Source organism: Lacisediminihabitans sp. FW035 (assembly GCF_054880895.1).
This window is the reverse complement of sequence record NZ_CM142187.1, coordinates 2,546,998-2,573,041: the sequence shown is the minus strand read 5'-3', so window position 1 is coordinate 2,573,041 and position 26,044 is coordinate 2,546,998. Positions and strand designations below refer to the sequence as shown.

At 67.7% G+C, this 26,044-nt stretch carries 27 protein-coding genes; 13 read left to right on the top strand and 14 right to left on the bottom strand.

What is annotated here, in order from left to right:
* Positions 1-6 precede the first annotated feature (6 nt).
* The 4 genes from ACVXZ4_RS12280 to ACVXZ4_RS12265 all read left to right on the top strand — a co-directional run bounded on the left by ACVXZ4_RS12280 (position 7) and on the right by ACVXZ4_RS12265 (position 4,151).
* On the top strand, positions 7-831 hold the full coding sequence (locus ACVXZ4_RS12280) for an ADP-dependent NAD(P)H-hydrate dehydratase (RefSeq protein ID WP_461795125.1): 825 nt from the start codon (positions 7-9) through the stop codon (positions 829-831).
* A 233-nt stretch (positions 832-1,064) separates the two neighbouring features.
* Complete coding sequence (locus ACVXZ4_RS12275; protein WP_461795124.1) at positions 1,065-2,411, top strand: glycosyltransferase 87 family protein; 1,347 nt, start codon at positions 1,065-1,067, stop codon at positions 2,409-2,411.
* Positions 2,412-2,476: 65 nt separating this feature from the next.
* Positions 2,477-2,785 (top strand): thiamine-binding protein, encoded by a 309-nt coding sequence (locus tag ACVXZ4_RS12270; RefSeq protein ID WP_461795123.1) that lies wholly within the window; start codon positions 2,477-2,479, stop codon positions 2,783-2,785.
* 70 nt (positions 2,786-2,855) lie between these two features.
* On the top strand, positions 2,856-4,151 hold the full coding sequence (locus ACVXZ4_RS12265; protein ID WP_461795122.1) for an MFS transporter: 1,296 nt from the start codon (positions 2,856-2,858) through the stop codon (positions 4,149-4,151).
* A 556-nt stretch (positions 4,152-4,707) separates the two neighbouring features.
* Here ACVXZ4_RS12265 and ACVXZ4_RS12260 read toward each other — a convergent pair.
* From ACVXZ4_RS12260 to ACVXZ4_RS12235, 6 genes are all read right to left on the bottom strand, one after another.
* Positions 4,708-5,328, bottom strand: coding sequence for a LuxR C-terminal-related transcriptional regulator (locus ACVXZ4_RS12260; protein WP_461797976.1), 621 nt, complete (start codon positions 5,326-5,328; stop codon positions 4,708-4,710).
* Between the two features lie 103 nt (positions 5,329-5,431).
* Positions 5,432-6,685: a hypothetical protein gene (locus ACVXZ4_RS12255; RefSeq protein WP_461795121.1), complete on the bottom strand. Its 1,254-nt coding sequence runs from the start codon at positions 6,683-6,685 to the stop codon at positions 5,432-5,434.
* Positions 6,682-7,839, bottom strand: a complete 1,158-nt coding sequence (locus ACVXZ4_RS12250; RefSeq protein WP_461795120.1) for a sensor histidine kinase — start codon at positions 7,837-7,839, stop codon at positions 6,682-6,684. Before ACVXZ4_RS12250 ends, ACVXZ4_RS12255 begins: the two co-directional genes overlap by 4 nt.
* A gap of 73 nt (positions 7,840-7,912) precedes the next feature.
* Positions 7,913-8,575, bottom strand: a complete 663-nt coding sequence (locus tag ACVXZ4_RS12245) for a response regulator transcription factor (RefSeq protein ID WP_461795119.1) — start codon at positions 8,573-8,575, stop codon at positions 7,913-7,915.
* 123 nt (positions 8,576-8,698) lie between these two features.
* Positions 8,699-9,904, bottom strand: coding sequence for a homoserine O-acetyltransferase MetX (gene metX / locus ACVXZ4_RS12240; RefSeq protein WP_461795118.1), 1,206 nt, complete (start codon positions 9,902-9,904; stop codon positions 8,699-8,701).
* A 154-nt stretch (positions 9,905-10,058) separates the two neighbouring features.
* On the bottom strand, positions 10,059-11,387 hold the full coding sequence (locus ACVXZ4_RS12235; protein WP_461795117.1) for a bifunctional o-acetylhomoserine/o-acetylserine sulfhydrylase: 1,329 nt from the start codon (positions 11,385-11,387) through the stop codon (positions 10,059-10,061).
* Positions 11,388-11,541: 154 nt separating this feature from the next.
* On the opposite strand from ACVXZ4_RS12235, the gene ACVXZ4_RS12230 reads away from it, so the two are divergent.
* On the top strand, positions 11,542-12,117 hold the full coding sequence (locus ACVXZ4_RS12230; RefSeq protein ID WP_461795116.1) for a PadR family transcriptional regulator: 576 nt from the start codon (positions 11,542-11,544) through the stop codon (positions 12,115-12,117).
* Entirely contained in the window at positions 12,117-13,700 is a 1,584-nt protein-coding gene (locus tag ACVXZ4_RS12225) for an MFS transporter (RefSeq protein WP_461795115.1), read from the top strand. The genes ACVXZ4_RS12230 and ACVXZ4_RS12225 overlap by 1 nt, the downstream gene beginning before the upstream one ends.
* Before the next feature lie 6 nt (positions 13,701-13,706).
* Here the strand turns inward: ACVXZ4_RS12225 and ACVXZ4_RS12220 are convergent, their stop codons facing one another.
* A complete protein-coding gene (locus tag ACVXZ4_RS12220) occupies positions 13,707-14,852 on the bottom strand; it encodes an acyltransferase family protein (protein ID WP_461795114.1) in 1,146 nt (381 codons plus the stop codon).
* A 51-nt stretch (positions 14,853-14,903) separates the two neighbouring features.
* Here ACVXZ4_RS12220 and ACVXZ4_RS12215 point away from each other — a divergent pair, with 51 nt between their 5' ends.
* Positions 14,904-15,695 carry an SDR family NAD(P)-dependent oxidoreductase gene (locus tag ACVXZ4_RS12215; RefSeq protein ID WP_461795113.1) on the top strand — a complete coding sequence of 264 codons (792 nt, stop codon included), beginning with the start codon at positions 14,904-14,906 and terminating at the stop codon, positions 15,693-15,695.
* Between the two features lie 15 nt (positions 15,696-15,710).
* Here the strand turns inward: ACVXZ4_RS12215 and ACVXZ4_RS12210 are convergent, their stop codons facing one another.
* Positions 15,711-17,147, bottom strand: coding sequence for an MFS transporter (locus ACVXZ4_RS12210; RefSeq protein ID WP_461795112.1), 1,437 nt, complete (start codon positions 17,145-17,147; stop codon positions 15,711-15,713).
* Between the two features lie 107 nt (positions 17,148-17,254).
* Here ACVXZ4_RS12210 and ACVXZ4_RS12205 point away from each other — a divergent pair, with 107 nt between their 5' ends.
* Genes ACVXZ4_RS12205 through ACVXZ4_RS12195 form a run of 3 tightly spaced genes read left to right on the top strand, consistent with a single transcriptional unit; the run spans position 17,255 to position 19,016 of the window.
* On the top strand, positions 17,255-17,746 hold the full coding sequence (locus ACVXZ4_RS12205) for a phosphoribosyltransferase (RefSeq protein WP_461795111.1): 492 nt from the start codon (positions 17,255-17,257) through the stop codon (positions 17,744-17,746).
* 1 nt (position 17,747) lies between these two features.
* Positions 17,748-18,428, top strand: a complete 681-nt coding sequence (locus ACVXZ4_RS12200) for a uracil-DNA glycosylase (RefSeq protein WP_461795110.1) — start codon at positions 17,748-17,750, stop codon at positions 18,426-18,428.
* A gap of 9 nt (positions 18,429-18,437) precedes the next feature.
* Positions 18,438-19,016, top strand: a complete 579-nt coding sequence (locus ACVXZ4_RS12195; protein WP_461795109.1) for a GNAT family N-acetyltransferase — start codon at positions 18,438-18,440, stop codon at positions 19,014-19,016.
* Here the strand turns inward: ACVXZ4_RS12195 and ACVXZ4_RS12190 are convergent.
* Positions 19,009-19,551 (bottom strand): TetR/AcrR family transcriptional regulator, encoded by a 543-nt coding sequence (locus tag ACVXZ4_RS12190; protein ID WP_461795108.1) that lies wholly within the window; start codon positions 19,549-19,551, stop codon positions 19,009-19,011. The two genes, ACVXZ4_RS12195 and ACVXZ4_RS12190, sit on opposite strands and share 8 nt — an antisense overlap.
* 4 nt (positions 19,552-19,555) lie before the next feature.
* Positions 19,556-19,885 carry a DMT family transporter gene (locus ACVXZ4_RS12185; protein WP_461795107.1) on the bottom strand — a complete coding sequence of 110 codons (330 nt, stop codon included), beginning with the start codon at positions 19,883-19,885 and terminating at the stop codon, positions 19,556-19,558.
* Between the two features lie 95 nt (positions 19,886-19,980).
* On the opposite strand from ACVXZ4_RS12185, the gene ACVXZ4_RS12180 reads away from it, so the two are divergent.
* Positions 19,981-20,346 carry a hypothetical protein gene (locus ACVXZ4_RS12180; protein WP_461795106.1) on the top strand — a complete coding sequence of 122 codons (366 nt, stop codon included), beginning with the start codon at positions 19,981-19,983 and terminating at the stop codon, positions 20,344-20,346.
* Between the two features lie 21 nt (positions 20,347-20,367).
* Here ACVXZ4_RS12180 and ACVXZ4_RS12175 read toward each other — a convergent pair whose 3' ends face one another.
* Positions 20,368-21,588, bottom strand: a complete 1,221-nt coding sequence (locus tag ACVXZ4_RS12175) for an LCP family protein (RefSeq protein ID WP_461795105.1) — start codon at positions 21,586-21,588, stop codon at positions 20,368-20,370.
* A 36-nt stretch (positions 21,589-21,624) separates the two neighbouring features.
* Between ACVXZ4_RS12175 and ACVXZ4_RS12170 the strand changes: the two genes are divergently transcribed.
* Positions 21,625-23,040 carry an amidase gene (locus ACVXZ4_RS12170; RefSeq protein WP_461795104.1) on the top strand — a complete coding sequence of 472 codons (1,416 nt, stop codon included), beginning with the start codon at positions 21,625-21,627 and terminating at the stop codon, positions 23,038-23,040.
* Positions 23,041-23,212: 172 nt separating this feature from the next.
* Positions 23,213-24,040: an endo alpha-1,4 polygalactosaminidase gene (locus ACVXZ4_RS12165; protein WP_461795103.1), complete on the top strand. Its 828-nt coding sequence runs from the start codon at positions 23,213-23,215 to the stop codon at positions 24,038-24,040.
* Positions 24,041-24,102: 62 nt separating this feature from the next.
* On the opposite strand, the gene ACVXZ4_RS12160 is transcribed toward ACVXZ4_RS12165, so the two are convergent.
* The 3 genes from ACVXZ4_RS12160 to ACVXZ4_RS12150 all read right to left on the bottom strand — a co-directional run bounded on the left by ACVXZ4_RS12160 (position 24,103) and on the right by ACVXZ4_RS12150 (position 25,985).
* Positions 24,103-24,639: a hypothetical protein gene (locus ACVXZ4_RS12160; RefSeq protein ID WP_461795102.1), complete on the bottom strand. Its 537-nt coding sequence runs from the start codon at positions 24,637-24,639 to the stop codon at positions 24,103-24,105.
* Positions 24,640-24,711: 72 nt separating this feature from the next.
* Positions 24,712-25,560 carry an SDR family NAD(P)-dependent oxidoreductase gene (locus ACVXZ4_RS12155; protein WP_461795101.1) on the bottom strand — a complete coding sequence of 283 codons (849 nt, stop codon included), beginning with the start codon at positions 25,558-25,560 and terminating at the stop codon, positions 24,712-24,714.
* Entirely contained in the window at positions 25,557-25,985 is a 429-nt protein-coding gene (locus tag ACVXZ4_RS12150) for a hypothetical protein (RefSeq protein ID WP_461795100.1), read from the bottom strand. Before ACVXZ4_RS12150 ends, ACVXZ4_RS12155 begins: the two co-directional genes overlap by 4 nt.
* Between the last annotated feature and the right edge of the window lie 59 nt (positions 25,986-26,044).

The following is a 26,044-nucleotide window of genomic DNA, read 5'->3' as shown; positions in this document are numbered from 1 at the left end:
AGACCCATGAGCACTTTCACGCCCTGGACTCCCCGCGACGCCGCCGGTCTCGTCGCCGTGCCGATGCCGGATGACGACAAGTACTCCCGCGGGGTGCTCGGCGTCGTCACCGGATCGGCCGCGTACCCGGGCGCCGCCGTGCTCGGAGTGGAGGCCGCACTCCACACCGGAGTCGGCATGGTGCGCTACCTCGGCGACGAGCGGGCCACGACCTTCGTCCTGCAGCGCCGCCCCGAGGCCGTCGCGTCCGCGGGTCGGGTGCAGGCCTGGCTGATCGGATCGGGGATGGATGCCGCGCTGAGGGACACGGCCACCGCGGACCGCCTCGGCGCGGCGCTCGAGTCCGGGCTGCCGATCGTGGTGGATGCGGGCGCCCTCGACCTCCTCGGTCGCGCGACCGGGCCGGCGATCATCACCCCGCACTTCCGGGAGTTGTCCCGCGTGCTGGAGGAGTCCGCCGAGGATATCGCCGCGGACCCCGGAGCGGCGGCCGTGCGTGCCGCTGATCGCCTCGGGGTGACCGTATTGCTCAAAGGCCACCGCACGTACGTCGCCGCTCCGGATGGCACTCGGCTCGTCGCCTCATCCGCCCCGGCCTGGCTCGCGACCGCCGGTGCGGGGGATGCCCTCGGCGGCATCCTCGGAGCTCTGGTCGCTACCCACTCGCGACAGATCGCGGCGGATCCGTCCCTGCTCGCCCGGCTCGGCGCCACAGCCTCGGTGCTCCACGGACTGGCTGCTGAGCGGGCTAGCGCCGGAGGACCCCTCACGATCCTCGACCTGATCGGCGCCCTGCCGGCGACGATTGCGGAGCTGCTGCGCTCGCGCTAGCGGTACCGATGCTCCTCCCGTCCGGGCCGCTCCGTCCGGCCGCGAGTTGCACTCTTCTGCGGGTGCGGATGCCGCCACACCCGCAGAAGAGTGCAACTCGATGCCGTGGCGAGTGCCCGCGGCGGGGAACCCTAGCCCGCGAGCCCGCGAGCCCGGTGAACCGGGAGAGGAAGTCGCGGGTGCGAGGCTCCCGCGGCGACGACTACGAATTGTTACCGGATACCCTTGCCACCATGACCCCTTCGGCACCGCTGCGTGCTCTCGCACGCAATCCCGTGCTGGTATGGGCGGCGTTCATCCTCGCCCACCTGTGGCTCGGCGCGCTGAACCTCTACGGACCCGGCCAGCCGTTCGGTGACGTGACGATCGTCTACAAGTTCTGGGTGGACCAGGCGCTGGTTTCGGGTTACTGGGTCGGCGTCGACGGATCCTGGGTCTATCCGATCGTCGCCCTCGTGCCCATGCTGGTGTCGTGGGCGTTCGGTCCGGAGCTGTTCCCCAACACCTGGCTGAGCCTGGTGCTGGTGCTCGACCTCGCGGCCTTCGGTGTGCTCACCGGCTGGGGCGCCCGGCGCAACACCGCGGTCGCGTGGTGGTGGGTGGCGTTCCTCGTGGTTCTCGGCCCCATCGCGGTCGGGCGGATCGATTCGATCACCGTGCCACTGGCGATCGTCGGGGTTCTGCTCGTGGCGACCCGTCCGGCGGCAGCGACGGTGATCCTCACCGTAGCGACCTGGATCAAGGTCTGGCCCGCCGCACTGATCGCCGCGATCCTGATCGCCGTGAAGGCACGCCGACAGGTGGTGGTCGGAGCGGCGGTCACGAGTCTCGCGATCATCGCCGTCACTCTGTCGTTCGGGGCGGGTGCCAACGTGTTCAGCTTCGTGACCCAGCAGTCCGTGCGGGGGCTGCAGGTTGAGGCGCCGATCAGCACCATCTGGCTCTGGCAGGAGTTCGCCGGGGCGGCGAACACCTTCGTCTACTACGACCAGGGTCTCCTCACCTGGCAAGTACGCGGACCGGGCGTCGAGGCCGCGAGCGTGCTCATGAACCCGCTGATGATCCTGGTGGTGCTGGCCATCACGGTGCTCGCGGTGCTCGCCGCGCGCAACCGGGTCGCCGCCCAGGATCTGCTCCCGTCGCTCTCCCTCGCCTACGTCGTGGCGCTCATCGCGTTCAATAAGGTCGGCTCGCCGCAGTACATCACCTGGCTCGCTGTGCCCGTGATCCTCGGCCTCGCGACCAACGCCGTCGGCCGTGGCCGCCCGTTTCGCACCCCCGCAATGCTGGTGCTGGTAATTGCCGGGTTGACCCAGCTGATCTACCCGTACCTCTACGGGTACGTGCTCGGACTCCACCCGGTGATGCTCATCGTGTTGAGTGCCCGAAACCTTCTCTACTTCGTGCTGCTCGGCTGGGCTGTGGTGAGCCTGTGGCGTGCCTCCCGCGACGGCGGTCTCGTCGAGTCGCCTGCGGATCGATCCGGCGAATCCTGGCTGCCCGCGATCTGGCCATTCGGAGGAGAGCACACGGATCCCGACGATCGTGACAGGCTGGGCGAAGACGAATTGGCGCGCTGAGCGCCTGGCTGACCGGCGACCCCTGCGGCGGTCGACCATCAACGCCCCTGACTTGAGGAGATCCCATGCTCGTCGCTTTCTCGGTAGCCCCCAGCGGTGCGCCGGATGCGGATGACTCGGTGCACGACGCCGTCGCCGCGGCCGTGCGCATCGTGCGTGAGTCTGGCCTGCCGAACCACACCGACTCGATGTTCACGACGATCGAGGGCGACTGGGACGAGGTGTTCGACGTCGTCAAACGTGCGACGGAGGCCGTTGGGACCTTCGGCACCCGCGTGTCGCTCGTGCTGAAGGCCGACATCCGTCCTGGCCACACGGGGGAGCTCACCGGCAAAGTCGAGCGCCTCGAGAGGGCGATCGACGCAGCGGGCTGAGCACTGCATGCCCTGGTCGCCCTAAAGTAGAACCCGGGTCCGTCGTCGACGCGCCCGACGATGCTCGACGGTGAGTCTTCGCACTCCCTCGTATCTCGAATGGTCGCGCCGCCCTGTGAAAGCCCTCTCTCCCGCCCGCACCCGGCTCGCGCTGCTTGCTCTCGCCCTCGGTGGCTTCGGCATCGGATCGACCGAGTTCGTCGTGCTCGGCCTACTTCCCAACATCGCCCACGACCTTCTTCCGGCGCTCTACGCGCGCTCGCCAGAGGTCGCCAACGCCCAGGCCGGATGGCTCGCCTCGGCGTATGCGCTCGGTGTGGTCGTCGGCGCACCCACGATCGCCGCATTCGCCGCGCGCTTCCCCCGCAAGAAGCTGCTGCTCGTGCTCGCTGCTGCCTTCACTGTGGGAACGGTGCTCTCCGCGGTGCTGCCCACCTTCGGCCTCGTACTCGCGGCGCGCTTCCTGGCCGGGCTGCCCCACGGTGCCTACTTCGGCATCGCCTCCCTCGTCGCGGCGTCGCTGATGGGTCCGGGCAAGCGCGGAGCAGGCGTCGCCTACGTGTTGTCGGGGCTCACCATCGCCAATGTGATCGGGGTGCCCGCCATCACCTTCCTCGGCCAGCAGGCGGGATGGCGCGTAGCCTACTTCGCGGTCGCCGCCATCTTCGGCCTCACCTTCGTGGCCCTCGCCCTGCTGCTGCCCGACCAGCCCGGGGATGCGACGGCCACCATGAAGCGGGAGCTTAAGGCGTTCGGGAGATCGCAGGTCTGGCTCACCCTGCTCACCGGTGCGATCGGATTCGGCGGATTCTTCTGCGTCTACACGTTCATCTCGCCGATCTCTACCGACATCACGGGACTTTCTCCCATCTTCGTGCCGATCGTGCTCGTGGTCATCGGCCTCGGAATGACGCTCGGCAACATCGTCGGCGGCTGGGCTGCCGACAAGAGCGTCGTTCGAGCGATCTACTCCTTCTTCGGACTCTTCGTCCTGTCGCTCGCCGGTCTCGCCCTCACGGCACACACCGTGCCGGGGCTGTTCGTCTTCGTGTTCCTTGTCGGCGTCGCCGCGGCCGGGATCTCGCCGGCCATCCAGACACGGCTCATGGATGTGGCGGGGGACAGCCAGACACTCGCCGCGGCCGCCAACCACTCGGCCCTCAACATCGGAAACAGCCTCGGCGCCTACCTCGGGGGCCTCACGATCGCCGCCGGCCTCGGCTATCTGTCGCCGGTATGGGTCGGGCTCATGCTCTGCGCGCCCGGGCTCGCACTCGTCACCTGGAGCGTGCTGCTGCAGCGCCATCGTGGCGGATCGCTCGACAGCTCGCGCCGGACGCCTGCAGTGCCGCTCGGTGCGGAGTAGCCCGAGCGGGTTGGTCGGACTGGGGCAGCGCCTTCTCGTAGGTACGTGGTTCGTGGTTCGTGGTTCGTGTGCCGCTGATCCCTGTTCGCGGATCAGGATCCGTGGGCGACACGCCGGTGCAGGGAGTCGCGACACGCGGCATCCGCTCCGCAACTCCTGATCCGTGAACACGGGGAGCGTGTGGTTCCGGCGTATGCGAGCAGGCGGCGGGCTCGACGCCTACCGGCCAGGTCGCTAGACCTCAGCGGCCGCCGTCCTGTTCGCGGATCAGGATCCGTGGGCGACACGCCGGTGTGGGGAGCCGCGACGCGCGGCATCCGCTCCGTAACTCCTGATCCGCGAACACGGCACGGCCAGCGGGACGGGGCCCACGCGAACAGGGCAGGGCCAGCGGGACGGGGCCCGCACGAACAGGGCACGGCCAGCGGGACGGGGCCCGCGCAAACAGGGCCGGGCCGGCGGGACGGCCCACGCGAACACCGGCCGGTCCGAGGCAGCCACGGCAAGTCGCCCCCAGCAGGATGGGTCGGAGACGAACCGCTGGGTGGATCGCAGACTAGAAGCTGTTCGGCCCGTCGGTGGAGATGAGGATGCCATCCTGGATGGCGCGCTTGCGCAAGGCCACCTTCGTGCCGACGTCGATTCCGGCGACCCGGTACTTCTCGCGGATCCGCTTCAGGTAGCTCTTGGCGGTCTCCTCGGAGATTCCGAGTTGGAAGGCGACGGCCTTCACGGGCTCGCCGCCGCCGTAGAGGGCCATCACCCGTCGCTCCTGGGCGCTCAGCTTGGGCGCCCCACCGACGTCCCCGGCGTTCAGGGCGAGATCGAGTTCGGCCGAGACGAAGGAATCTCCCTTCGCCGCCGCACGGATCGCCTCGACGATCATCTCGGCGTCCTCGCTCTTCACCAGGTATCCCAGTGCGCCGGCCGCGAGGGCCTCCCGCACCACATTCGGCTCGGAGTAGGTGCTCATGAGCACCGTCTTCACTCCGGTGGTCTTGAGGGTCGAGATCTTGAGGGAGATTGGGATGTTGTCTTTGAGGTCGAGGTCGAGCAGCACGACATCGACCGGGAACTCGCGGTGGGTCAGCAGGTCGGGCCAGGTGGAGACCGCGGCGACCATGTTGATGTCCGATGCCGCGTTGCGGATCCACTCGGTGAGCGCACCGAGGAGCATCTTGTGGTCATCGACGAGTGCGAGGCGGATTCGATCGTCAGTGGGTGGAACAGGGCTGTCTGGCACGGGGGCTTTCCATTCTGTGGACGCGACTGGTTCGATGCTATTGGTCGGCGGGGTTCGTGACGATGCACTCGATCTCGACACGCAGGCTCGAGTTCTGGCTGGAGTCGAGGAACCGACCGACTTTGCCGATCGCATCCCAGGTGGCCGGATCCACCTTGTTCCGCGGCACCGCGGTGGTCGTGATCACCAGCGGAACGGTGATCGTCTTGGATCCGGGGTCGGGGATCGCGGTGACCGGGCCGATGGTGAGCTGGGCGGTGGGAGTCGCTTTGCTCTGGTCGCTCACGAGCAGCCAGACCGCGGCAAGGAGCCCGTCCCTCTGCTGCGGGGCGAGGAGGCCGGCGAGGCTGCCACGATCGGCGAGGGTCACGGACTTGCCCAACTGCTCGGACTCTGTGATCGCGTGGTACAGCCAGGTCTCGCGCCGTCCCTCGATGAGATGGAGCCGGAGTTCGGTGGCGAGGGAGGCCGCCGTCGAGGCGGTCTTGGGGGAGAGCGGGAGTTTGGTGCGACCGGTTGCCACGGATTCGAGCAGTTCCTCGGCGGCGAGGTCGAGCCGTGCGAGTTCTTCCGAGGCCAGCATCCCCACCGCGAACCGTGGCGCGGAGACGGTGCTCTGCACCAGCACGCGATCGAGCTCCAGCTGAACGATCCGCCGGAACCGCCGCACGATGTAGATGCCGAATACGACGGGCATCACCGCGACGGCCAGCAGCAGAATCTGTGCGGGGATGTTCGCGGGGGTCAGTTTCGTGGTGAGGACGATCGCGACCAGGAGCACGACCCCGAGGGTGGTGGCGGCGGCAAGGAGCTCGCGACTGCGGCGCAGGGTGAGGGCCGCGAGCAGACCGAATCCGGCGGATGCCGCGGCCGTGGCGTACCGACCGACATCGTGGAGCGTCCAGATGGCGATGAGGTCGAAGGCCACGACGCCGGCGAGCGCGAGAAGGAAGGTGCCGAACAGCCAGTCGGGCATCTGCTCGCCGCGGGTGGCGATGGTGGTGGCGACCCCGACGAGCGCGAGGGCGTAGACGGCCCAGGCTGCGGCCGCCGGGATGATGTTGGGATAGTCGCCCGCATGACTCACGAACATGCCGACGCCGTAGACGCCCTGGAGGGCGGCGAGCACACTGGCCCCGATGCCGAGATAGCCGGTGCCGAGACTCGCCCCCCGGGCGCTGGCCTGGCGCATGGCGCGACCGGCAGTCGAACCCGCGGGCACCCCGGCGCGGTTGCGTTTGCCGAGGATGACACCGAGCGTGTTCTCTTCCGGCCGGGCGTAATCGGTCACTTCGGCACCTCCAGCACGACGGTGGTGCCGGCGCCGGGGGAGGAGAACAGCCTGGCGTTGCCGCCGACGTCCTTGAGGCGAGCGACCACGGAGTCCTTGAAGCCGAGCCGTGCCTCATCGATGTCCGAGATGTTGAAGCCGACTCCCGCATCAGTCACCATGGCGCGCACCGTCGACTCGTCGTCGGTGATGGTCACATGGGCGTCGGTGACCCCGGCGTGCCGGCGCACGTTTTCCAGACATTCGGCCAGGGCGAGAAGGAAGGCGTCGAGCACTTCGCTCGGAAGCAGCACCTGTCCGGTGCCGTGCCAGCTGACCTCGAGTCCCATGCGGCCGAAACGCTGTTTCACCGACTCGAGCGTGGTGCCGAGCGCGGTCTCCTCGACCGGCTCAAGGTTGTAGACGCCGGACGACTGGGGCACGGGGGTCGCTCCGAGTCGCAGCTGGCGAAGGAGCCGGGCATCCTCTCCGGCCTGCTGCTGGAGGGCGGATGCGGCGACCCCCACTCCGGAATGGGCGAGAAGGGTGAGCGTGGCGAGCACGGTGTCGTGGAGCAACCGCGCCCCCTGGCGGCGCTGGGCCTCGGTCTCGCTTGCCTGGCGTTCCGCGCGGTGCGCACGCCCGATGCTGTAGATACGGCGCGCTGCCCGGGGGATGCTCGCCGAGAGCCAATAACCGAACACCGACGCGAGCACCCAGCCGACGATGATCTCGGCATCCTGCACCGACACGGACCCCGGGATCGCGAGTTCCGCGAGCACGACGGTCGCGACGAATCCGGCGACGAGCAGGATCATTCGGCCGACCCCGGAGCTGAGAACCACGGCGAACGAGGCGATCGCGCCAGCCGCCAGAGGCACGATGGCCGTGCCGAGTGACGGACTCGCCTGCGCTTCACCGGGGAGCTGCACCACCACGAGGATGCCGAGACCGGAGAGCATGCCGAGCACGATCCAGACCAGCGACTGGTTGACGCCGACCCGGTAGAGGCAGAAGGCGAGCAGCGCGAAGAGAGGGAGGGAGGAGAGAAGCGTCGTCAGGTGCAGCACTCCCGGCACCGAGAAACAGACAAGGGCCACAACCGTCGAGCCGAGGCCGATGAAACGGGCGGATCGCTGCAGAAGTCGATCACGCTCTTTGGCGACGAGTTCCACAGAGCAATAGTCACACACCGCCGCCGCTCATGGGGGCAGACCGGCCTGTCCGACACACCCTGGACAACCCGGTCTACTCCGGAGTCAGCCAGCCTTCGCGAATGCCATGGCGACGGAGGAGGATCTTGGTGCCGAGATCGATCCCGATGTCACGGTATTTGCGGCGTGCCCGCTTGATGTACGACTTGACGGTCTCCTCCGTGGTCCCCATGTCGCCGGCGACCTCGCGAATCGATCGCCCGGAGGCGTAGAGCATGATCGCTCGCAGTTCTTGGCGGCCGAGGCCGGGCTCGAGCGTCCTGCCGTCGCTGGACAGCGCGCCGGCGAGCGGCCCGTTCTCGTAGCGTTGGCCGGCGGCGGCGGAGTGGATGGCACGCACCAGTTCATCGGCCGATTCGGTCTTCGGCACGAAGCCGAGTGCTCCCGCCCGGATGGCGCCGTGGACCGACGACGGCTCCGCGTGGCGACTCATCACGATGGTGCTCGAGCCGGCAGCGCTGAGCGCCCTCACCTTCGCGCCGATCGACACGCTGTCATCGAGGTTCAGGTCGAGTACGACGACGTCGACGGGGAATTCGGAGTTCGCGAGAAGGCCCGCCCAACTCGATTCACCGATTGCCACCTGGATGCCGTGGCGATGCGCGTGGATGTGGGCGACGAGTCCGTCGACCACGAGTCGGTGATCGTCGACGATCGCGACACGTATGAGCGCAGACTTCTCTCGCTTGTTGACCACTTGCTCCGGCTTTCCCCCGTGATACCGGCCTGCTCGGGTGCTGGCACAGACCACTCTGTCCACCCAGCATACTCAAACTGACAGTCGCTCGTGTGCGGCCGGTTGCCCCCCGAACGGCCTCGATCAGGAGTCGAGCAGGCGCGCGAGTTCCGGGCCGACGAGGTCGTCCTCGATGAGAAAGCCGTCGTGTCCGAACTCCGAATGGATCACCACGGCGCGCCCGCCGTCGATATTGCCGGAGACCCCGCCGGCGATCGTCACCTGGTCGGCCACCGGGAAGAGCCGGTCGCTGTCGATGCCGATGACCAGGTTCCGGGCGGTGACTCGGGCGAGCGCCGCAGCCACTCCACCCCGGTCGCGCCCGATGTCGTGCGAGTTCATCGCCTGCACGAGTAGCACGTAACTGTTGGCGTCGAACCGCCTGGTGAACTTGTTGCCATGGAAGTCGAGGTAGCTCTCGACGGCGAATTTGCCCTCGGCGCCGAGCGGGCTGACACTGGACTGCCAACTGCGCTCGAATCGATCGTTGAGCTCGGTGGGGGAGCGGTAGTTGAGAAGGGCCATGCGCCGGGCGAGGGAGAGCCCGCGGTAGGGGCCGTCGCCATCCGCACTCTCGTAGTAGTCGCCATCGGCGAATCGCGGATCCATGTTGACCGCCTCGATCTGCACGGAGTTGAGCGCGATCTGGTCGGCACTGGAGATGGTGGGCGCGGCGATGACGGCCACCCGGTCGAGTCGGTCCGGATGCCCGATCGCCCATTCGAGGGCCTGCATTCCGCCCATGGAGCCGCCGAGCACAGCCGCCCAGCGGTCGATGCCGATGCCGTCGGAGAAGGCGACCTGGGCCGAGACCTGGTCACGGATCGTGAGGTAGGGGAATCGCGGCCCCCACTCTCGGCCGTCCGGGGCGAGGGACGCGGGGCCGGTGCTGCCCTGGCAGCCCCCGAGCATGTTCGGTGCGACGACGAACCAGCGATCGGTGTCGATGTACTTTCCCGGGCCGATGATCCCCGACCACCAGCCCGCCGTAGGATGCCCGGGGCCGGCCGCTCCGATCAGGTGGCTGTCGCCGGTGAGCGCGTGGAGCACGAGCACGGCGTTGCCCCGGTCGGCGTCGAGCTCGCCCCAGGTCTCGTAGGCGATGCGGCCGGAGGGGATGCTCCCGCCCCGCTCGAACTGCTGCGGGCCTATGGAGACGAAGAGGCGATCGCCGGGGTTGTCGCCCTCACGCCATGCCCCGGTCGCGGGTGGCTTGCCGATGATCGCCCGCGTGTTGGCTTCGGTCACGAAGCTCGATGGGACCGTGTCCTCGGAAGTCTGCCAATCCATGTCGAGACAAGTATCTCAAGGTTCGGTCGTCGAGTTCGTTTGTTACAGCGTCGCCCGACCGGCTCGGTCGCCGGCGCCCCACCGAGTGACACCCGCGCCCGGTTGTGCGGGCGCGGGTGTCACTGGCGGCGGCGGAGGTGTTGCCGCGACGGAGCTAGGCGCTCTGGGCGGCCTTGGTGACGGCACGGGCGGCGGCGAGGCCGGCCGTGAGGTCGGCGATGATGTCGTCGATGTTCTCGAGACCCACCGAGAGGCGTACAAGCCCCGGCGTCACACCGGAGGTGAGCTGCTGCTCGGGGGTGAGCTGCGAGTGCGTGGTCGACGCCGGGTGGATGATGAGGCTGCGGACATCCCCGATGTTGGCGAGATGGCTGAACAGCGTGACGCTGTCGACTAGGGCAGCTCCGGCATCCACTCCGCCTTTGAGCTCGAATGACAGCACGGCTCCGACACCCTTGGGAGCGTACTCGTTGGCCTTCGCGTACCAGGGGCTCGACGGGAGTCCCGAGTAGTTGACCGAGGCGACGTCCTCGTTGTTGTCGAGCCATTCGGCCACGGCCTGGGCGTTCTGCACGTGGCGCTCGATGCGCAGGCTCAGTGTCTCGATGCCCTGGATCAGCTGCCAGGCGCTCGCGGGGGCGATCGCCGATCCGAGGTCGCGCAGCAACTGCACGCGCGCCTTGATGATGTACGCAATGCCGTCGCCGAGCACGGTGGTGTAGCTCGCGCCGTGGTAGGACGGGTCAGGCTCGGTGAGTCCCGGGAACTTCTCGACGTTCTTCGACCACTCGAACTTGCCGCCGTCGACGATGATTCCGCCGATGACCGTGCCGTGTCCGCCGAGGAACTTGGTGGCGGAATGCACCACGATGTCGGCGCCGTGCTCGAACGGTCGGATCAGATACGGGGTAGCGATGGTGTTGTCCACGATGAGCGGCACGCCGTTCTCGTGGGCGACATCCGCCACCTTGCGGATGTCGAGGATGTTGATCTTCGGGTTTCCGATGGTCTCGGCGAAGAACAGCTTCGTGTTCGGGCGCACGGCGCGGGCCCACTCGGCGGCATCGTCCTGGTCTTCGACGAAGGTGGTCTCGATGCCGAGCTTCGCGAGCGTGTACTTGAACAGGTTGTAGGTGCCACCGTAGATGGACGACGACGACACGATGTGGTCGCCGGCCTCGGCGATGTTGAGCACGGCGATCGTCTCGGCGGCCTGGCCGGACGACACCAGGAGGGCGGCGGTGCCCCCCTCGAGCGCGGCGACCCGTTCTTCGACGACGTTCTGCGTCGGGTTCTGGATGCGCGTGTAGATATTGCCGAATTCGGCGAGCGCGAAGAGGTTCTTGGCGTGCTCCGCGCTGTTGAACACGTAGGACGTGGTCTGGTAGATCGGAGTCGCGCGAGCGTTCGTCACCGGGTCGGGTGCAGCTCCGGAATGGATCTGCTTGGTCTCGAACTTCCAGTCGGCCGCGTTGTCGCTCATGGGTGTCTCCTCAAAAGTGGAGCGAGCAGGGTAGTCACTCGCTGGAGCGAGCCTAAGCAGGCCGCCCTGAGCGATCAATGGGCGGTGAAACTTGGCGTAATAGAGATTGTCGACGCGAATTGACACATAAGACTACTTTTGCAAGAGTAGTCGCATGTCGTCCATCCGCCTCTTCGTACTCGGCTCCCTCGCCGACCGCGGCGCGATGCACGGCCACGGGCTGCGGCTCCTCGCGGAGCAGGAGCACATCGACGAGTGGACCGACTTCACCGTCGGGGCCGTCTACGGCGTACTCAAGCGTCTGGCCACCGAGGGACTCATCGAGGTGGTGCGCACCGAACGCGAGGGCAACTATCCCGAGCGGCAGGTGTACGACGTGACCGCGGCGGGAACTCTGGCGCTCGACGGTCTTCGTCGGGCGGGCCTCGAGGTCTTCGAACTGCATCCCGACTCCTTCGACCTCGCGCTCTCGCGCCTGGACCCCGACCGGCTCGACGAGCTGGAGGGAGTCATCCGCGCCCGCCTCGCCTCCCTCGAAGTGATGCTCGCGGAGAGCGCCGCCCATCATAAGCAGATCGACCAGTACCTCTGGAAATCCGAGCAGTGGGCGATGAGCCACAAGCTCTCCAAGCTCGAGGCCGAGATCACCTGGCACCACCGACTTCTCGGGGCGCTGCCCGAGATCATCTCTGACGAACGGGCCAAGCGGTCCGCGAAAGGACAGAAGTAATGACCGAGACATCCGAGGTTTCCGCCGGCCGTCCCTCCTGGGTCGCTCCGGAAGGGGTCACCGACCGGCGCGCCTGGGCTTCCCTCGCCGTGCTCCTGATCGGGCTGTTCATGTCGCTGCTCGACACCACGATCGTGAATGTCGCGCTGCCGACAATCCGCGACAGCATCAACGCGGATGAGGCGACGCTGGCCTGGATCATCTCCGGCTACGCCCTCGCCTTCGGGCTCGTGCTCATCCCGGCAGGTCGGATCGGGGACCGATTCGGCCACAAGTGGGTGTTCTTCACCGGTCTCGCCGTCTTCACGCTCGCTAGCCTGTTCGCCGGCCTCGCCCAGAATTCCACCGAGCTGATCGTGGCCAGGGTGATCCAGGGCGTCGGCGGAGGCATCTTCTTCCCGCCGGTGACGGCCTTCATCCAGCTGCTCTTCCCGCCGATGAAGCGGGGAAAGGCATTCGCCATCCTCGGCGCCGTGCTCGGCGTCTCCTCCGCCCTCGGTCCGGTGGTGGGCGGCCTGCTGATCCAGGCCCTCGGTGACGCGAGCGGTTGGCGCTATATCTTCTTCGTCAACCTGCCGATCGGGCTCATCGCGCTCGTGGCCGCGGCCATCGTGCTTCCGAAGGTCGTCGCGGGCGAGAAGGCCTCGATGGACTTCGTCGGCCTCGTACTGCTCGCCGGTGGTCTCGTCGCGATCCTCGTGCCGCTCATCCAGGGGCAGGATGAGGGATGGCCGCTCTGGACCTACCTCTCACTCGCGGGCGGCCTCGTACTCATCGTGCTGTTCGCTCTCTGGGAGCTGAGGCTGGCCCGCCGCGGGTCGTCGCCGCTGGTGCCTCCGCACCTCTTCTCCCACCCGGCATTCACCGGGGGCACGATCCTCGCACTGGTCTACTTCGCCGCGTTCACGAGCATCTTCTTCACCATCTCGCTGCTCTGGCAGGCGGGCCTCGGCCACACCGCCCTGGAGTCCGGCCTGGTGTCGATCCCCTTCGCCGTCGCCAACATCATCGGTGCTTCGCAGAGCGACCGGGTGGCGCAGAAGCTCGGCCGCAACGTGCTCGTGCTCGGCGCGGCCCTGGTGGCCATCGGACTCATCGCTCTCTGGATCATCTTCCTCACGGTGGAACCGACCGATCTCACCAACTGGATGCTGCTTGGCCCACTGGCGATCGCCGGTTTCGGAAACGGCTTCTTCATCGCTCCGAACGCGCGGTTCATCGTTGCGACGGTCGACCGCGCCGAGGCCGGGGCTGCCAGCGGCGTGATCGGCACGATGCAGCGCATCGGCAGTGCCATCGGTATCGCAGTCGTGTCGAGTGTGCTTTTTGGGGTGGCGAACCTTGCCGGGCTCAAGACCGAGGTCGCCGACAAGGTGACGAAGGCCATCCCCGAGGCGATGAAGAGCGGGGACTACGCGACTCCGGCGGCGGCGGCGAAGGCCCTCGGAGCCCAGATCTCGCAGTCCAGTCTCGCCACGCATTTCGGAGACGCGGCGACCGTGTCGATGCTGGTGAGCGCGATCTTCGCGATCGTCGCGCTCGCACTCGTGTTCATGCTCCCGAAGCGGGTCAACCTGCACTGATCCCGCTCAGCGGTCCCGGGTGGAGCCGGTCGGATCCCGTCTCGACGGTCCGGCCGGCTTCCTCTGTTTGCCGGTGTCGAGTTCGATGAACAGCCAGCGCGGCTTCGGCTCGATGATCGGCCGGAAGACGCGACGCACCAGCGGGCTCGCGAGGGCGATCGAGATGGCGATCCCGGCCAGGATCACCGCGACGAGCATCAGGTCGGGCGCCGGGTCGTTCTTGAGGATGCCGGTCTCTCGCAGCGGATAGAGGATGAAGCTGTGCAGCAGGTAGACGTACATCGTCGCCTGCCCGAATCCCGTGATCCAGGTTTCGGAGCGGGGGACCAGCACGAAGAACGCGGCACTGAGCAGCGCGGCGAGCAGCAGGAAGGCCAGCCTCACGAATCCGGCCCACCAGTCGCTCTGCCCCAGCCCGTCGTAGGAATCGTCGTAGAACAGCCAGTGCACGTCGATCGATTTCCAGAAGTCGATGAAGATCACGAGAACGGCAGCCCAGGCCACGAAGATCGCCATCGCGATTCCCCGGATCAGCCAGGTCTGCTTCTCGATCACGTGCCACTTCTCCACGAGCTTCCACTGGCGCAGCTGCCACCCGAGCACGAAGAAGGGGAGGATGCCGATGGCCCGAGACAGCGAGAAGGTGCTGTCCACGTTGCTGAAGTAGCCCACCCCGACCGAGAAGAGCACCGACCAGAGCAGCGGGTAGCGCAGCAGTACGAGGTAGGGAAGCACCAGACGGAAGACCCCGAGGGCGAGCAGGAACCACAGCGTCCAGTGCGGGGTCGTGGGGTTGAGGCTGGTCGAGCCTTCCACGAGAAACTGCACGACCGTCCAGATCGTCTGCATGATCACGTAGGGGAGCAGGATGTCGGTGATCACGCGCTTCATCTGCCGCGAGGTGGGCGGGGCGGCGTTGGAGAAATACCCGCTGATCATCGCGAAGGCCGGCATGTGGAAGGCGTAGATGAAGAGGTACACCACCAGGGCATGGTCATTGTCCGCGGTGAGCCGCTGAACACCGTGGCCGACGACGACGAGGGCGACGCAGGCGAAGCGCGCGTTATCCCAGAGCGGCACCCGCGGCTTCGGTGCGGCCGACTTCTGGGCGGGCCTCGCCTGCGCGGGTGGGGCGGTCGGGGCGCTCGTCATGCGATCACCATAGCCGCGCTACGGTTGGAGAGGGCTAGACGAGGGAGAGCAGTGACGTCACGACGCGTGGTGGTAACCGGTGCGAGTTCGGGAATCGGGGCGGCCACGGTGCGCCTGTTCCGCTCGCACGGGTGGGAAGTGGTGGGCGTCGCCCGCCGCACGGATCGCCTCGAGGCGCTCGCCGCCGAGACCGGTGCCGACATCTTCACGGCCGACCTCACCGACCAGTCGCAGGTCGACGCGCTTCGGGACCATCTCGCCGCGCTCGGCCCGATCCACGCCCTCGTGAACAACGCGGGCGGCGCGTTCGGCATGGCCTCGGTGGAAGAGAGCGTCGCCGAGGACTGGGCCCGCATGTTCGACGTGAACGTGGTCGCGGTCAAGCGGGTGACCAGCGCCTTGTTGCCGCTGTTGCGAGCTGCCGCTGCCGAACCGGATGCCACAGGCGTGGCCCATGCGGACATCCTCACCGTCACCTCGATCGCCGGCCACATCGCCTATGAGGGCGGTGGCGGCTACAACGCCGCCAAGTTCGCGGCCCATGCCCTGGTAGCTGTGTTGCGACTGGAGCTCGCGGGAGAACCGATCCGCGTACTCGAAGTGGCGCCGGGCATGGTGAAGACCGACGAGTTCTCCCTCGTCCGTTTCGGGGGAGACAAGGCCCGGGCGGACGCCGTCTACGACAATGTGGCCAACCCGCTCCACGCCGAAGACATCGCCGAGGCGATCGTGCACGCGATCGAGCTTCCGGGTTTCGTCAACCTCGACCTCGTGACCATCAAGCCCGTTGCGCAGGCCGCCCCGCACAAGGTGATCCGGGGAGCGCTCGCCCCGAAGCTGTAGGTCGTGGGGTGCCGGCTACTCGTCCGAGACATCCGCGAACGCGAGTTTCGGCACGAAGAAGAGCAGCACCGCCGCGACCAGCGCGCCCACCCCGCAGATGATCCACACGGTGAGGTAGCCACTGAGGCTCGATGCCGTGCTGGTGGCGACGGTGAGCACGCCCATGGCGAGCACGATGCCGAAGATCGCCGAGGCGAAGGATCCGCCGATCGTCTTGGTGGTGTTGGTGAGCGCGGCAGCGATGCCGGTCTGGCCCCGGGGCGCCGCCGCGGCCGCCGCGGCAGGCATTGCGCCGACGAGGGCGCCGGATCCGATCCCGGCGATGAACATATTGACGAACACCTGCCAGGTCTCGAGGTGGAACGGCACGAACAGCAGGTAGCCGATCGCCACGAGGAAGGCGGCGATGATCAGCGCCACGCGCGGCGAGAACCAGCGTGACACCAGGGGGAACAGCAGGGCGCCGCCGATCATCGAGATGAGGTAGACGCCGATGAGGGTCGACCGGTCGCCGGAGTCGAGACCGAGCCCGTAGCCGTTGGCCGGGTCGGTGCCCGCATACGCGCTGAGCGGCGCCTGAGCCCCGAGCAGGCTGATGCCGATGAGTCCTGCGGTCAGCTGCACCGGCCACATATTGGGCTGCCGAAGCACCCGGAGGTCGATCGCCGGGTCGTCCTGCTTCAGTTCGTAGAGCCCGAAGGGCACGAAGACGAGCAGGCCGAGCACGATGAGGATGTAGACCCACCACGCCTCCAGGCCGTTGAGCCGAAGGAAGGTGAGGCCAGAGGTGATGAGCAGCAGGCCGATGGTCAGCATGCTGAACCCGACGACATCCAGCCTCCGGCCCGGAAGCGGGGTCGACTCCGGCACCCCGAACAACACGGCGAAGAAGACGAGGGTGACGGCGATCGCCGGGATGGCGAGCGTGAGGGGCACGTTCTCTCCGAACCATCCGAAGACCCGCCCGCCGAGTAACGCGCCGACGATCGCGCCGGCTTCGAGCGCCACGACGAGGAAGCCGGCCGCTCGCCGCGTCTGCGATGCGCCCCGGCCGGTGCGGCGGCCCCGGTCGAAGATGAGGGCTACCTCCAGCGGCAGCCACACCACGTAGAAACCCTGCAACGCCCAGGCGATGAGGAAGGTGGTGAAGTTGTCGGCGAAGACGAGGGCCCAGCTCGCGCCGGCCGTGAGCACTGTCGAGACCAGCAGGATGCGCTTGTGGCCGAACATGTCGCCGAGCTTCGCGAGGATCGGCACCACAAGCGCGGAGAGCAGCAGCTGGGCCGCCTCGAACCAGTTGAAGTCGGCGTCGCGGATGTGGAGGTACTTCACCAGGTCGCTGATCAACGGAACGTAGTAGCCCTGCAGGATGCCGCTGACGATCTCGACAAGGAACAGGTAGCCGATGAGGCCGAAGGTGATCGCCCCCGCCTTCGTGCGCACTGTTGTCATGAACGGATGCTACTTGTCCGGGTGCGCGCGCGCGGCGGAATCGCGTGCGGGCGCGCCCGGATCTTGATCGGTTCTCGCTGAAGTCGCGCAGCCGCTAGCGTGAAGGCATGACAATCGATGAGCAGGCCATCCCCGATCGCGAGGTCCTGGGCTGGGACCAGTTCGGCGACGCCAGCCGCGAGCTCGCGACACAGGTGCACGAGAGCGGCTTCGAGCCCGACATGGTCGTGGCGATCGCCCGCGGCGGCCTGCTGCTGGCGGGATCGGTGGCATATGCGCTCGACGTGAAGAGTTGCGGCGCCATCAACGTGGAGTTCTACACCGGTGTCGACCTCCGACTCGACGAGCCGGTGCTGCTCTCCCCGATGCTCGACACCCCCGCCGTCTCCGGTCAGCGGGTACTGCTCGTCGACGATGTCTCGGACTCCGGCCGCACCCTCGCAATGGTGCTCGCTCTGCTCCAGAAGGCGGGCGCGGATGTTCGCAGCCTCTGCCTCTACTCGAAGCCGAAGACCGTGCTCGAGCCCGACTTCGTCTGGCGCCAGACTTCGAAATGGATCGCTTTCCCGTGGTCGTCCCTGCCGCCGGTCACCGCCTGAGATGACCGTTCGACCCCTGTCCGAACTCGTCGATCCCGGCTGGGCGGATGCCCTCGCTCCCGTCGCCGGTGCGATCGCCGGGCTGGGCGACTTTCTGCGGGCGGAGACCACGGCGGGCCGCGGATACCTCCCGGCGGGGGAGAACGTACTGCGCGCCTTCACCCTCCCGCTCGCCGAGGTGCGGGTGCTCATCGTCGGCCAGGACCCGTATCCGACTCCGGGGCATCCGATCGGCCTCTCCTTCGCGGTGGACCGGGCGGTACGCCCGGTGCCGCGCAGCCTGCAGAACATCTACCGGGAGTTGCGCGACGACCTCGGGATCGAGCCTCCGCCGCACGGGGACCTCAGCGCCTGGTCCGAGCAGGGGGTGATGCTGCTCAATCGGGTGCTCACCGTGCAGCCGGGCAATTCGGGCTCGCACCGCCGCAAGGGCTGGGAGGCGGTCACGGCCACCGCTATCCACGCGCTCGCCGGGCGGGGCGGCCCGCTCGTCGCGATCCTCTGGGGCCGGGATGCGATCTCCCTCGAGTCGGCGCTCGCACCGGTTCCGGTGATCAAGTCGGTGCATCCGAGCCCCCTGTCGGCATCCGGCGGATTCTTCGGCTCGAAGCCGTTCAGCCGGGCGAACGCGTCCCTGATAGCGCAGGGTGCGGCTCCGATCGACTGGACGATCCCGGCGTAAGCTCGATCCATGCTCGAGGAGGAATACCAGGCGACCCATCGCCCGCGGGAGGCACAGCGAAACCTGCCGCCGCTCGAGGTGCCGTTCGAATACTCGATCCGTGATGCCCGTCTCGAGGACATGCCCGATGTGCGCGAGATCTACAACCACTACGTGGCCAATTCCACGGTGACCTTCGATGAGACCCCACTCACCCTGCGGGCGACCCGATCGAAGTTCCAGCACCTGCAGAAACTCGGGATGCCCTACCTCGTGGCCGAGAGCCCGAGCCAGCAGATCCTCGGCTACGCCTACGTGTACCCGTGGAAGGAGAAAGCGGCCTACCGCTACACCGTGGAGAACTCGATCTACCTTCGCGCCGCCTCAACCGGCAAGGGGCTCGGCAAAGTGCTGATGGGGGAGCTGATCACACGGTCGAAGGAGGCCGGCCTCAAAGAGATCATCGCCGTTATCGCCGACAAGGGCGCCGAGGCGTCAATCAAGATGCATCAGGACTTCGGCTTCAAGGAGATCGGGCGCATGGGCAAAGTGGGCTTCAAGTTCGAGCGCTGGCTCGGCACCGTGCTGATGCAGAAGTCGCTCAAGTAGAGCCTTCGGCAGACCGCAGGATGTCGCGGAGCGCGGTTTCCACCTCGGACGCCGACTCCGGCTCTCCCCGCCAGAGCATCCGCAATATGAGCCCGTCGATCGCGAGGGCGACCACCCGCGCCAGCCGTGGATTGGGCACGAACGGGTCGATCGCCTCCTCGAGTGCGCGATACCAGAGGTCGGCGGCCTCGCGGAGCCCGTCGCGCCGCATGGCAAGGAACAGCAACTCGTACTGTGCGATGGCGGATGCCCGGGAGCCGTAGACCCACTCGCGGAGCACCGCCGCGGCATCCGCGAGGGATCCGCTCTCCAGGTGCGCGAACAGCGCGACCTGCTGGCGGGTGACCCGCAACAGCGCACTCACGAGCAGGTCGTCGATACTGGCGAAGTAGTAGGTCGCCGCCGCAAGCGGTACGCCGGCTTCGGCGGCTACGGCACGATGCGTTACCGCGCCGGGACCGCCCTTCTCGAGCACCCGGATCACGGCATCCTGCAGGGCAGCACGGCGCGCCTCGCCCTTGGCGGTCGTGGCCACGGTGTCAGTGCTTCCCGCCGAGCTCGAGCATGGTGACGCCGCCGATCACCAGCACCATCCCGGCGATCTGCACGAGGGTGAGCGGCTCCTTGAAGAACAACCAGCTGATCACGACCACCAGCACTACTCCCACGCCGGCCCAGATCGCGTAGGCGATGCCGAGCGGCACGCCTTTGGTGAGTGACTGGGAGAGCATGGCGAAGGCCGCGACGTAGCCGAGGGTGACGATCGCGTAGGGCACGATCTTGTTCGCGCCGTCGCCGGTGGCGAATTTGAGGGCGGTCGTGGCGATCACTTCGGCCACGATCGCCCCGGCGAGGAAGAGATATCCCATTCTGTGCTCCTAAGATTGGTACAAATGTACCAGAAATGGCGAGCCCGCGCATCGCGAGTGCCGTCTTCGTCACGCACGGGCGCTACAGTCGGGGGATGCCCGAAGCCCCCCGCAGCCGCCCGGCGAACTCCGTGGTGCTCCACACTCTGCGCGGGCACATTCGTGCGCGGCCGGCGGCGGTGTTTGCGGCCCTCGATGCGCGCTTCCGGCCGAGCGGCACCTCAGACAGCCTGTACCTCGCCGATCCGGCCGCGTTCCTTATCGTTGCGCAGGGCGGGTGGTGGTACCGCGGCGAGTACCGCGTGGTGCCGGACGAGCAGGGATCGCACGTGGAGCACGTGATGCTGAACGTGGCTCAGACCGCCCGTTCGCTCGGGCGTTTCACCGGCCGCCGGGTCGTGGCGGATGCTCCCGCGGCGTTCGAGACGCTGCTGCGGCAGCTGCGCTTGGAGCTTGAATAGGCACCGCCGTGAATAGCGCGCTCAGCCCTTCGCGCGCTGTCCCTTGGTGCAGGTCGCCTGCGCGGCAGTCTGGCCGGTCGCACTGCTCGGAAGGGCGACCCCCGGCGCGCTCGTCGCAGACCCGCTCGCGGGCGGGGAGCCCCCGGGGTTCGGTGCCGTCGTCGCCGTGGGATCGGTGGTCGTACCGTCGCCGGTCTTGCCGGTGAGCGTCACCGGCTGGTCGTTCTTCAGCGCGGTGAACAGGATGCCGGCTGCGCTCCGGATCGGCAGCACCCCGTTCTGTCCCGCTGCCGAACCAAAGCTGCCGGGATACTGCACGAAGACGATGTCTTCGAAGTTGATGTCTTTCACCGCAAGAGCCATGCTCACGAGCGTCGTGGGGTTGGTGAGCGAATTGGTGAGCTGCATGTTGCCGACGACGGCTTTCGCGAGCTCATAGTCCTTGATCGGATTGCCCAGCGTCTCCGGTGTCTTGATCTTGCGCACCAGTGCTGAGAGGAAGAGCTGCTGGTTGCTGATGCGGGCGAGGTCGGTGCCGCCGTCGATGCCGTACCGCACGCGCAGGAACTGCACGGCCTGCTGGCCGACCAGGGTCTGCTGGCCGGCATCCAGGTCGAAGTGGATCTGCTCGTCGTGGATCGCCTTGGCGATGCAGACCGTGACCCCTCCGACGGCGTTCGAGAGACCCACGACCCCCTGGAACTCGGTGAGCGCGGCGAATGGGATGGTGAGCCCGGTGAGATTCTCGACGGTCTTGACGATGCACGGCAGGCCGCCGTAGGTGAGGGCTACGTTGATCTTGTTGGTCTGGGCGGGAAAATTGCCGCCCTTGGGGTTCGGGCACGACGCGATCGGCACGATGAGGTCGCGGGGGAAGCTCACGACGGTCGCGTTGGTGTGGTCGGCGGAGACGTGAAGCAGCATCGTCACGTCGTTGAGGTGCTCTCCGCGCTTTCCGTAGGTGCCGACGTCCCCTCCGCCACTGTCGCTCGCGGCCACGAGCACATTGAGGCCCCCCTCGAACGAGCCGATGTCCGGTGGCGGGCCTTTGGTCTCGCCGATGAGCTCCACCCCGGGTTTCACGCTCTTGGCGACGTCGTAGACCGCGAATCCGGCGACGGCGCCGGCGCTCACGAGCACGACAGCGAGGGTGGCAGCAACGAAACCCAGGACGGTGAGGACCGGGCGGGAGTGGGGCAGCCGGCCGTGGCGGGCGACGGGCGGCATGCGGGGGCTGGGCATAGCACCCGACCCTAGCCGACGACCTAGGCTCGGAGAGTGTTCGAACTCCATCACCTCAGCGCCCAGGAGCAGTGGGACTGGTTGCAGCGCGGCGAGATCACTCCGCTCGAGCTCACCCGGCACTACCTCGACCGTATCGAGCGTCTCGACGCAGGGCTCGGCGCCTTCGTCACCGTGACAGCGGATGCGGCGCTCGCGAGGGCGGCTTCCCTCGCCGACACCGTGCCCAAGACCGCCCCGCTGTGGGGACTGCCCGTCGGCGACAAAGACCTGGTGAACCGGGCGGGCGTGCGCACCGGCTACGGCTCCCGTCTCATGGACGGCTTCGTGCCCGACCGGTCCGACGCCCTCGTCGAGGTGTTGGATGCGGCGGGAGCGGTGAGCCTCGGAAAGACCAGTGCCCCGGAGTTCGGCCTCCCCTCCTACACCGAGAGCCTCGTCGCCCCGCCCGCCCGCACGCCGTGGGATACGGTGCTCGGCGCCGGGGGATCCAGCGGGGGAGCAGCGGTCGCCGTCGCCGCGGGCCTCGTGCCGTTCGCGCCAGGCTCGGACGGTGGGGGCTCCGTGCGCACCCCGGCCGCCGCGTGCGGCCTGGTCGGGCTCAAGCCGTCGCGGGGTCTCGTGCCGAGCGGCACCGGACTCACCTCCCTCGGTGGCCTCGCCGTGCCTGGTCCGCTCGCCCGGTCCGTGGCGGATGCCGCGATGCTGCTCGACGCGCTGGTGGAGGGTGGGGAGTACCCGTTCACTGTGCGCGCCCCGCGCTGGGATGGGGGCGCGCTGCTCAACGCGGCGGTTCGCGGAGAGGGCCGGTTCCAGCTCGGCGTGATGACGACCTCGCCCTGGGATGACGCGTACGACATCGAGATCGCCCCCGAAGCATCCGCTGCCCTCGCGCTCGCCCTTTCCGAGCTCGACGCGGTGGGTCACGGCATCGAGGAGTTCGCACTCGAGCCCGACGATTCATACGCGCCGAACTTCCGCACCATCTGGCAGGCGGGCGCCGCGGGCATCCCGGCGGAGGGCGAGCAACTCGACCTTCTCGAACCGCTCACGAAGTGGCTCGTGCTGCGAGGACGGCAGGTGTCGGCCCGGGAGCTGTCGAGTGCGCTCGGTGCTCTCGTCGAGTTCGAGCGATCGATCATCCGCCAGTTTCGGCGGTTCGATGCGGTCGTCACCCCGGCGCTCGCGATGACGCCGCGTCCGGTGGGGTGGTACGACGCGGAGGACGCCGAGCGCAACTTCGCCCAGCAGGTGCAGTACACGCCGTTCACGTCGTTCGCGAACGTGACCGGTCTTCCGGCCATCACGCTGCCGGTCGCGCAGACCGCGGAGGGGCTACCCATGGGAGTGCAGCTGGTCGGGCGCCCGGGCGGAGAGCACGTGCTGTTGGCGATCGGGGCACAGCTCGAGCGTCGGTTGCAGTGGCAGCGGCGGCATCCGCCCCAGTGGTGACGGATGCGCCGCGACACCGGTCAGGCGGACTGCGCGTTTCTTGCCCGGGACCCGCGACTTCCCTATCGTTGGCGCATCACGGAGAACCCAGCCGGCGCACCCAGAGGGCCCGATCCGGCACAGATCGCCAGAGAGCAGCTCGAGGCGGGGCATCCGGGGACAGGCAACGACCATGAGAGTTTCACTTCGTACTGCCGCCGCCGCGGCGCTGGCGGTCACCGCCGTCATCCTCGGCGCCGGTCTGGCCCACTCCGCACAGGCGGCGACGGTGGCCCTTCCGCCGGTCAACGGCCAGTTCGACTACCAGATCGGTGGCTCCTACACGCCGTCGTCATCCGTGTCGATCGTCGACCGCGACCGCGGTGCGAGCCCGGTGACCGGCAAGTACAACATCTGTTACGTCAACGCGTTCCAGACCCAACCCGATGAGGCCTCGTTCTGGACCTCGAACCACAGCAACCTGCTCGTGAAGCGTGCCAACGGCACCAACCTGACGGATCCGGACTGGCCGGGCGAGTTCATCCTCGACACCTCGACCGCCGCGAAGCGCTCGAGCATCGCGACGATCGTCAACGGCTGGATAGACGGCTGCAAGACGAAGGGGTTCCAGGCCGTCGAGCCGGACAACCTCGACTCGTGGACGCGGTCGTTGAACAAGCTGACCAAGGCGAACAACGTGGCCTATGCGACGCTGCTCGCCACCCATGCCCATTCCATCGGTCTTGCCATCGCACAGAAGAACACGTCAGAGCTCGGGTCGACGGGCAAGACGTCCATCGGCTTCGATTTCGCGATCGCCGAGGAATGCCAGGTCTACTCCGAGTGCGGAAGCTACACGGGTCCGTACGGCAACAACGTCATCGAGATCGAGTACACGGACAATGCCCGCAGCGCCTACACGAAGGCCTGCGCGACGCAGGGTAAATCCATCTCGGTGATCCTGCGCGACCGCGACGTTGTGGCGAAGGGGCAGTCGGCCTACCGCTACGAGTACTGCTAGCGCGCGATTCCCGTGGGCGCCCCGCGACGGGTGCCAAGGGGCATCCGGGCGATGGTCCGGGATCAGGCGAAGAGCTCCAGGTCGGTCTCGAGCAACGCGTACCTCCATCGGCCAGGGGAGAACGCGTAGACCGGCTTGTAGAGGTCGTCGTTCGGGTCGGTGAACTGCTCTCCGCCGCCGGGAAGGGGGGAGGCGATCCAGCCGAGCTCGACGAGCGCCGCCTTCTCCACGGCCGCCTGGGCGTCGGTGATCGGTGAGGAGGCCAAGTCGTACACCACATCGGAATTCGGATGCCCCCATTCGCAGGCGATACCGCCCAGCTCGATGAAGCGGTAGAGGTCGCTTCCCGGCGCGCGCATCCGTTTCGTGAACTCGGGCACGAACTCGTTGGGGGCCGTGGTGAGACGGGTGAGTGCTGCAGGGGTGACGATGTTCTCGCAGGTGTCGGCCGGGCGCGCGGCAGGCGTCATGCTCGCAGAATTCGTCGGCCAGGGGGTCGGCGGGGTCGTGCGTGCGGGGCGGGTGTTGCCGTTCGTGGTGCAGCCCGCGACCAGCAACACACCGACGACGAGGAGCGAGACTCGAGCGAGTGGAAGCATTTCTTCACCCTATTGGGCCGCGATTCGAGACAAGGTCACATTATGGGAACGGCGGCCCGGCGCGAAAGGTGCTCAGGACGGCAGCCCGACCATCGTGGCACTCCGCTCCCACAGCTGCCGACAGAGCTCGGCGTCGGAGGCGGCCTTCCGCTGCCGACCGTCCGGCTTGAGCCCGTCGAAGTAAGTGCCGCTCGGTGGCACGATGTCCCGGTCGGCGGCGAGGTGGATGAGAGGGGCGGCGCCCTGTTCCGGGCTGATTCCGAGGGACCCGCGACTGACGAACTGCCCCAGTTTGAGCAGGGCGGAGTCGGCTCCGAAACCGGTCGCGACGAAACCCGGGTGGAAGGAGAACGCGTCGACCCCGGTCCCGGCCGTGCGCCGAGCGAGCTCTCGGATGAACATGATCGTCTCGAGCTTGCTCGTGCCGTAGGGCAGCCAGCCGCCGGCATAGGCACGGCTCTTCCAGTCGAGGTCGTCGAGGTCAAGCCGCGAGAACATGTTGGCGCCGCTCGCCGTGGAGATCACCCGGCCCGCGCTCTGGGTGAGCCGCTCGAGCAGCAGGTTCGTGAGCAGGAAGGGCGCCAGGTGGTTGTGCTGGAAGGTGCGCTCGTGGCCATCGGCCGATTCACCGCGGGCGCTCACGAGCCCTCCCGCATTGTTAGCAAGCACATCGATGCGCGGATAGCTCGCCAGCAGTTCCTCGGAGAGAGCGCGCACCGCGGCGAGACTGTCGAAATCCGCGATGAAGGGGAACCCGCCGACCTGATCGGCGACGGCCCGCGTGCGTGCGGGGTTGCGGCCGACCACGGCGACCGTTGCGCCGCGGGTCGTGAGTGCGATCGCGGCGGCCCGACCGAGCCCCGAACTCGCTCCGGTGATGACGATGACCCGTCCGCTCAATTCTGCGCTGGCTCCGCTCATCGGTAGCCCCCTTTCTCTAGTCCTGCTTCTACTTCGAACCGGTTGAGTTCTGCGACGGGTCCCGCGGCGACATAGAGCGGGATGAAGGAGAGACCGTAGTGCTTCCACTGGGCGCGGTGCACCGCCTCGTGCTGCAGGACCGCCGGTGAATCGTTGTCGGCGGTGAGGTAGACCGCCCCGATCGTGGTGCCGCCGCGACCGAAGGCCCAGCGCGGGCAGTGCCGCGCGACGATAAGGCCACCCCTCCGTCGGAGCCGGCCCCGACTGAGGATGCCGCCCCACGCCAATCCGGAGAGGCTCGCGAACCAATAGCCCGGGCGCGCGATCACGGGGCTCAGCATCACGGGGCGTAAGCCGGGCATCGCCCGGCCCACTCTGACCACGACGATCATGGCGCGCTGCAGCGCGGTGGTCGTGGTGGGCATGTGTAGTTTCTACACCGTCTCACCCAGCGGTCGCGCGGCCAACGCCCCTACAGTGTCAC

What these genes read in the sequence shown, in the direction of transcription:
- ACVXZ4_RS12275 (WP_461795124.1), top strand. Translation starts at nt 1,065, where the DNA reads ATGACCCCTTCGGCACCGCTGCGTGCTCTCGCACGCAATCCCGTGCTG.
- ACVXZ4_RS12205 (WP_461795111.1), top strand. Translation starts at nt 17,255, where the DNA reads ATGACAATCGATGAGCAGGCCATCCCCGATCGCGAGGTCCTGGGCTGG.
- ACVXZ4_RS12175 (WP_461795105.1), bottom strand. Translation starts at nt 21,588, where the DNA reads ATGCCCAGCCCCCGCATGCCGCCCGTCGCCCGCCACGGCCGGCTGCCC.
- ACVXZ4_RS12280 (WP_461795125.1), top strand. Translation starts at nt 7, where the DNA reads ATGAGCACTTTCACGCCCTGGACTCCCCGCGACGCCGCCGGTCTCGTC.
- ACVXZ4_RS12155 (WP_461795101.1), bottom strand. Translation starts at nt 25,560, where the DNA reads ATGAGCGGAGCCAGCGCAGAATTGAGCGGACGGGTCATCGTCATCACC.
- ACVXZ4_RS12180 (WP_461795106.1), top strand. Translation starts at nt 19,981, where the DNA reads ATGCCCGAAGCCCCCCGCAGCCGCCCGGCGAACTCCGTGGTGCTCCAC.
- ACVXZ4_RS12195 (WP_461795109.1), top strand. Translation starts at nt 18,438, where the DNA reads ATGCTCGAGGAGGAATACCAGGCGACCCATCGCCCGCGGGAGGCACAG.
- ACVXZ4_RS12260 (WP_461797976.1), bottom strand. Translation starts at nt 5,328, where the DNA reads ATGCTCCTCGGTGCGCTCACCGAGTGGATCCGCAACGCGGCATCGGAC.
- ACVXZ4_RS12235 (WP_461795117.1), bottom strand. Translation starts at nt 11,387, where the DNA reads ATGAGCGACAACGCGGCCGACTGGAAGTTCGAGACCAAGCAGATCCAT.
- ACVXZ4_RS12220 (WP_461795114.1), bottom strand. Translation starts at nt 14,852, where the DNA reads ATGACGAGCGCCCCGACCGCCCCACCCGCGCAGGCGAGGCCCGCCCAG.
- ACVXZ4_RS12150 (WP_461795100.1), bottom strand. Translation starts at nt 25,985, where the DNA reads ATGCCCACCACGACCACCGCGCTGCAGCGCGCCATGATCGTCGTGGTC.
- ACVXZ4_RS12270 (WP_461795123.1), top strand. Translation starts at nt 2,477, where the DNA reads ATGCTCGTCGCTTTCTCGGTAGCCCCCAGCGGTGCGCCGGATGCGGAT.
- ACVXZ4_RS12210 (WP_461795112.1), bottom strand. Translation starts at nt 17,147, where the DNA reads ATGACAACAGTGCGCACGAAGGCGGGGGCGATCACCTTCGGCCTCATC.
- ACVXZ4_RS12200 (WP_461795110.1), top strand. Translation starts at nt 17,748, where the DNA reads ATGACCGTTCGACCCCTGTCCGAACTCGTCGATCCCGGCTGGGCGGAT.
- ACVXZ4_RS12185 (WP_461795107.1), bottom strand. Translation starts at nt 19,885, where the DNA reads ATGGGATATCTCTTCCTCGCCGGGGCGATCGTGGCCGAAGTGATCGCC.
- ACVXZ4_RS12165 (WP_461795103.1), top strand. Translation starts at nt 23,213, where the DNA reads ATGAGAGTTTCACTTCGTACTGCCGCCGCCGCGGCGCTGGCGGTCACC.
- ACVXZ4_RS12230 (WP_461795116.1), top strand. Translation starts at nt 11,542, where the DNA reads ATGTCGTCCATCCGCCTCTTCGTACTCGGCTCCCTCGCCGACCGCGGC.
- ACVXZ4_RS12160 (WP_461795102.1), bottom strand. Translation starts at nt 24,639, where the DNA reads ATGCTTCCACTCGCTCGAGTCTCGCTCCTCGTCGTCGGTGTGTTGCTG.
- metX (WP_461795118.1), bottom strand. Translation starts at nt 9,904, where the DNA reads ATGGATTGGCAGACTTCCGAGGACACGGTCCCATCGAGCTTCGTGACC.
- ACVXZ4_RS12225 (WP_461795115.1), top strand. Translation starts at nt 12,117, where the DNA reads ATGACCGAGACATCCGAGGTTTCCGCCGGCCGTCCCTCCTGGGTCGCT.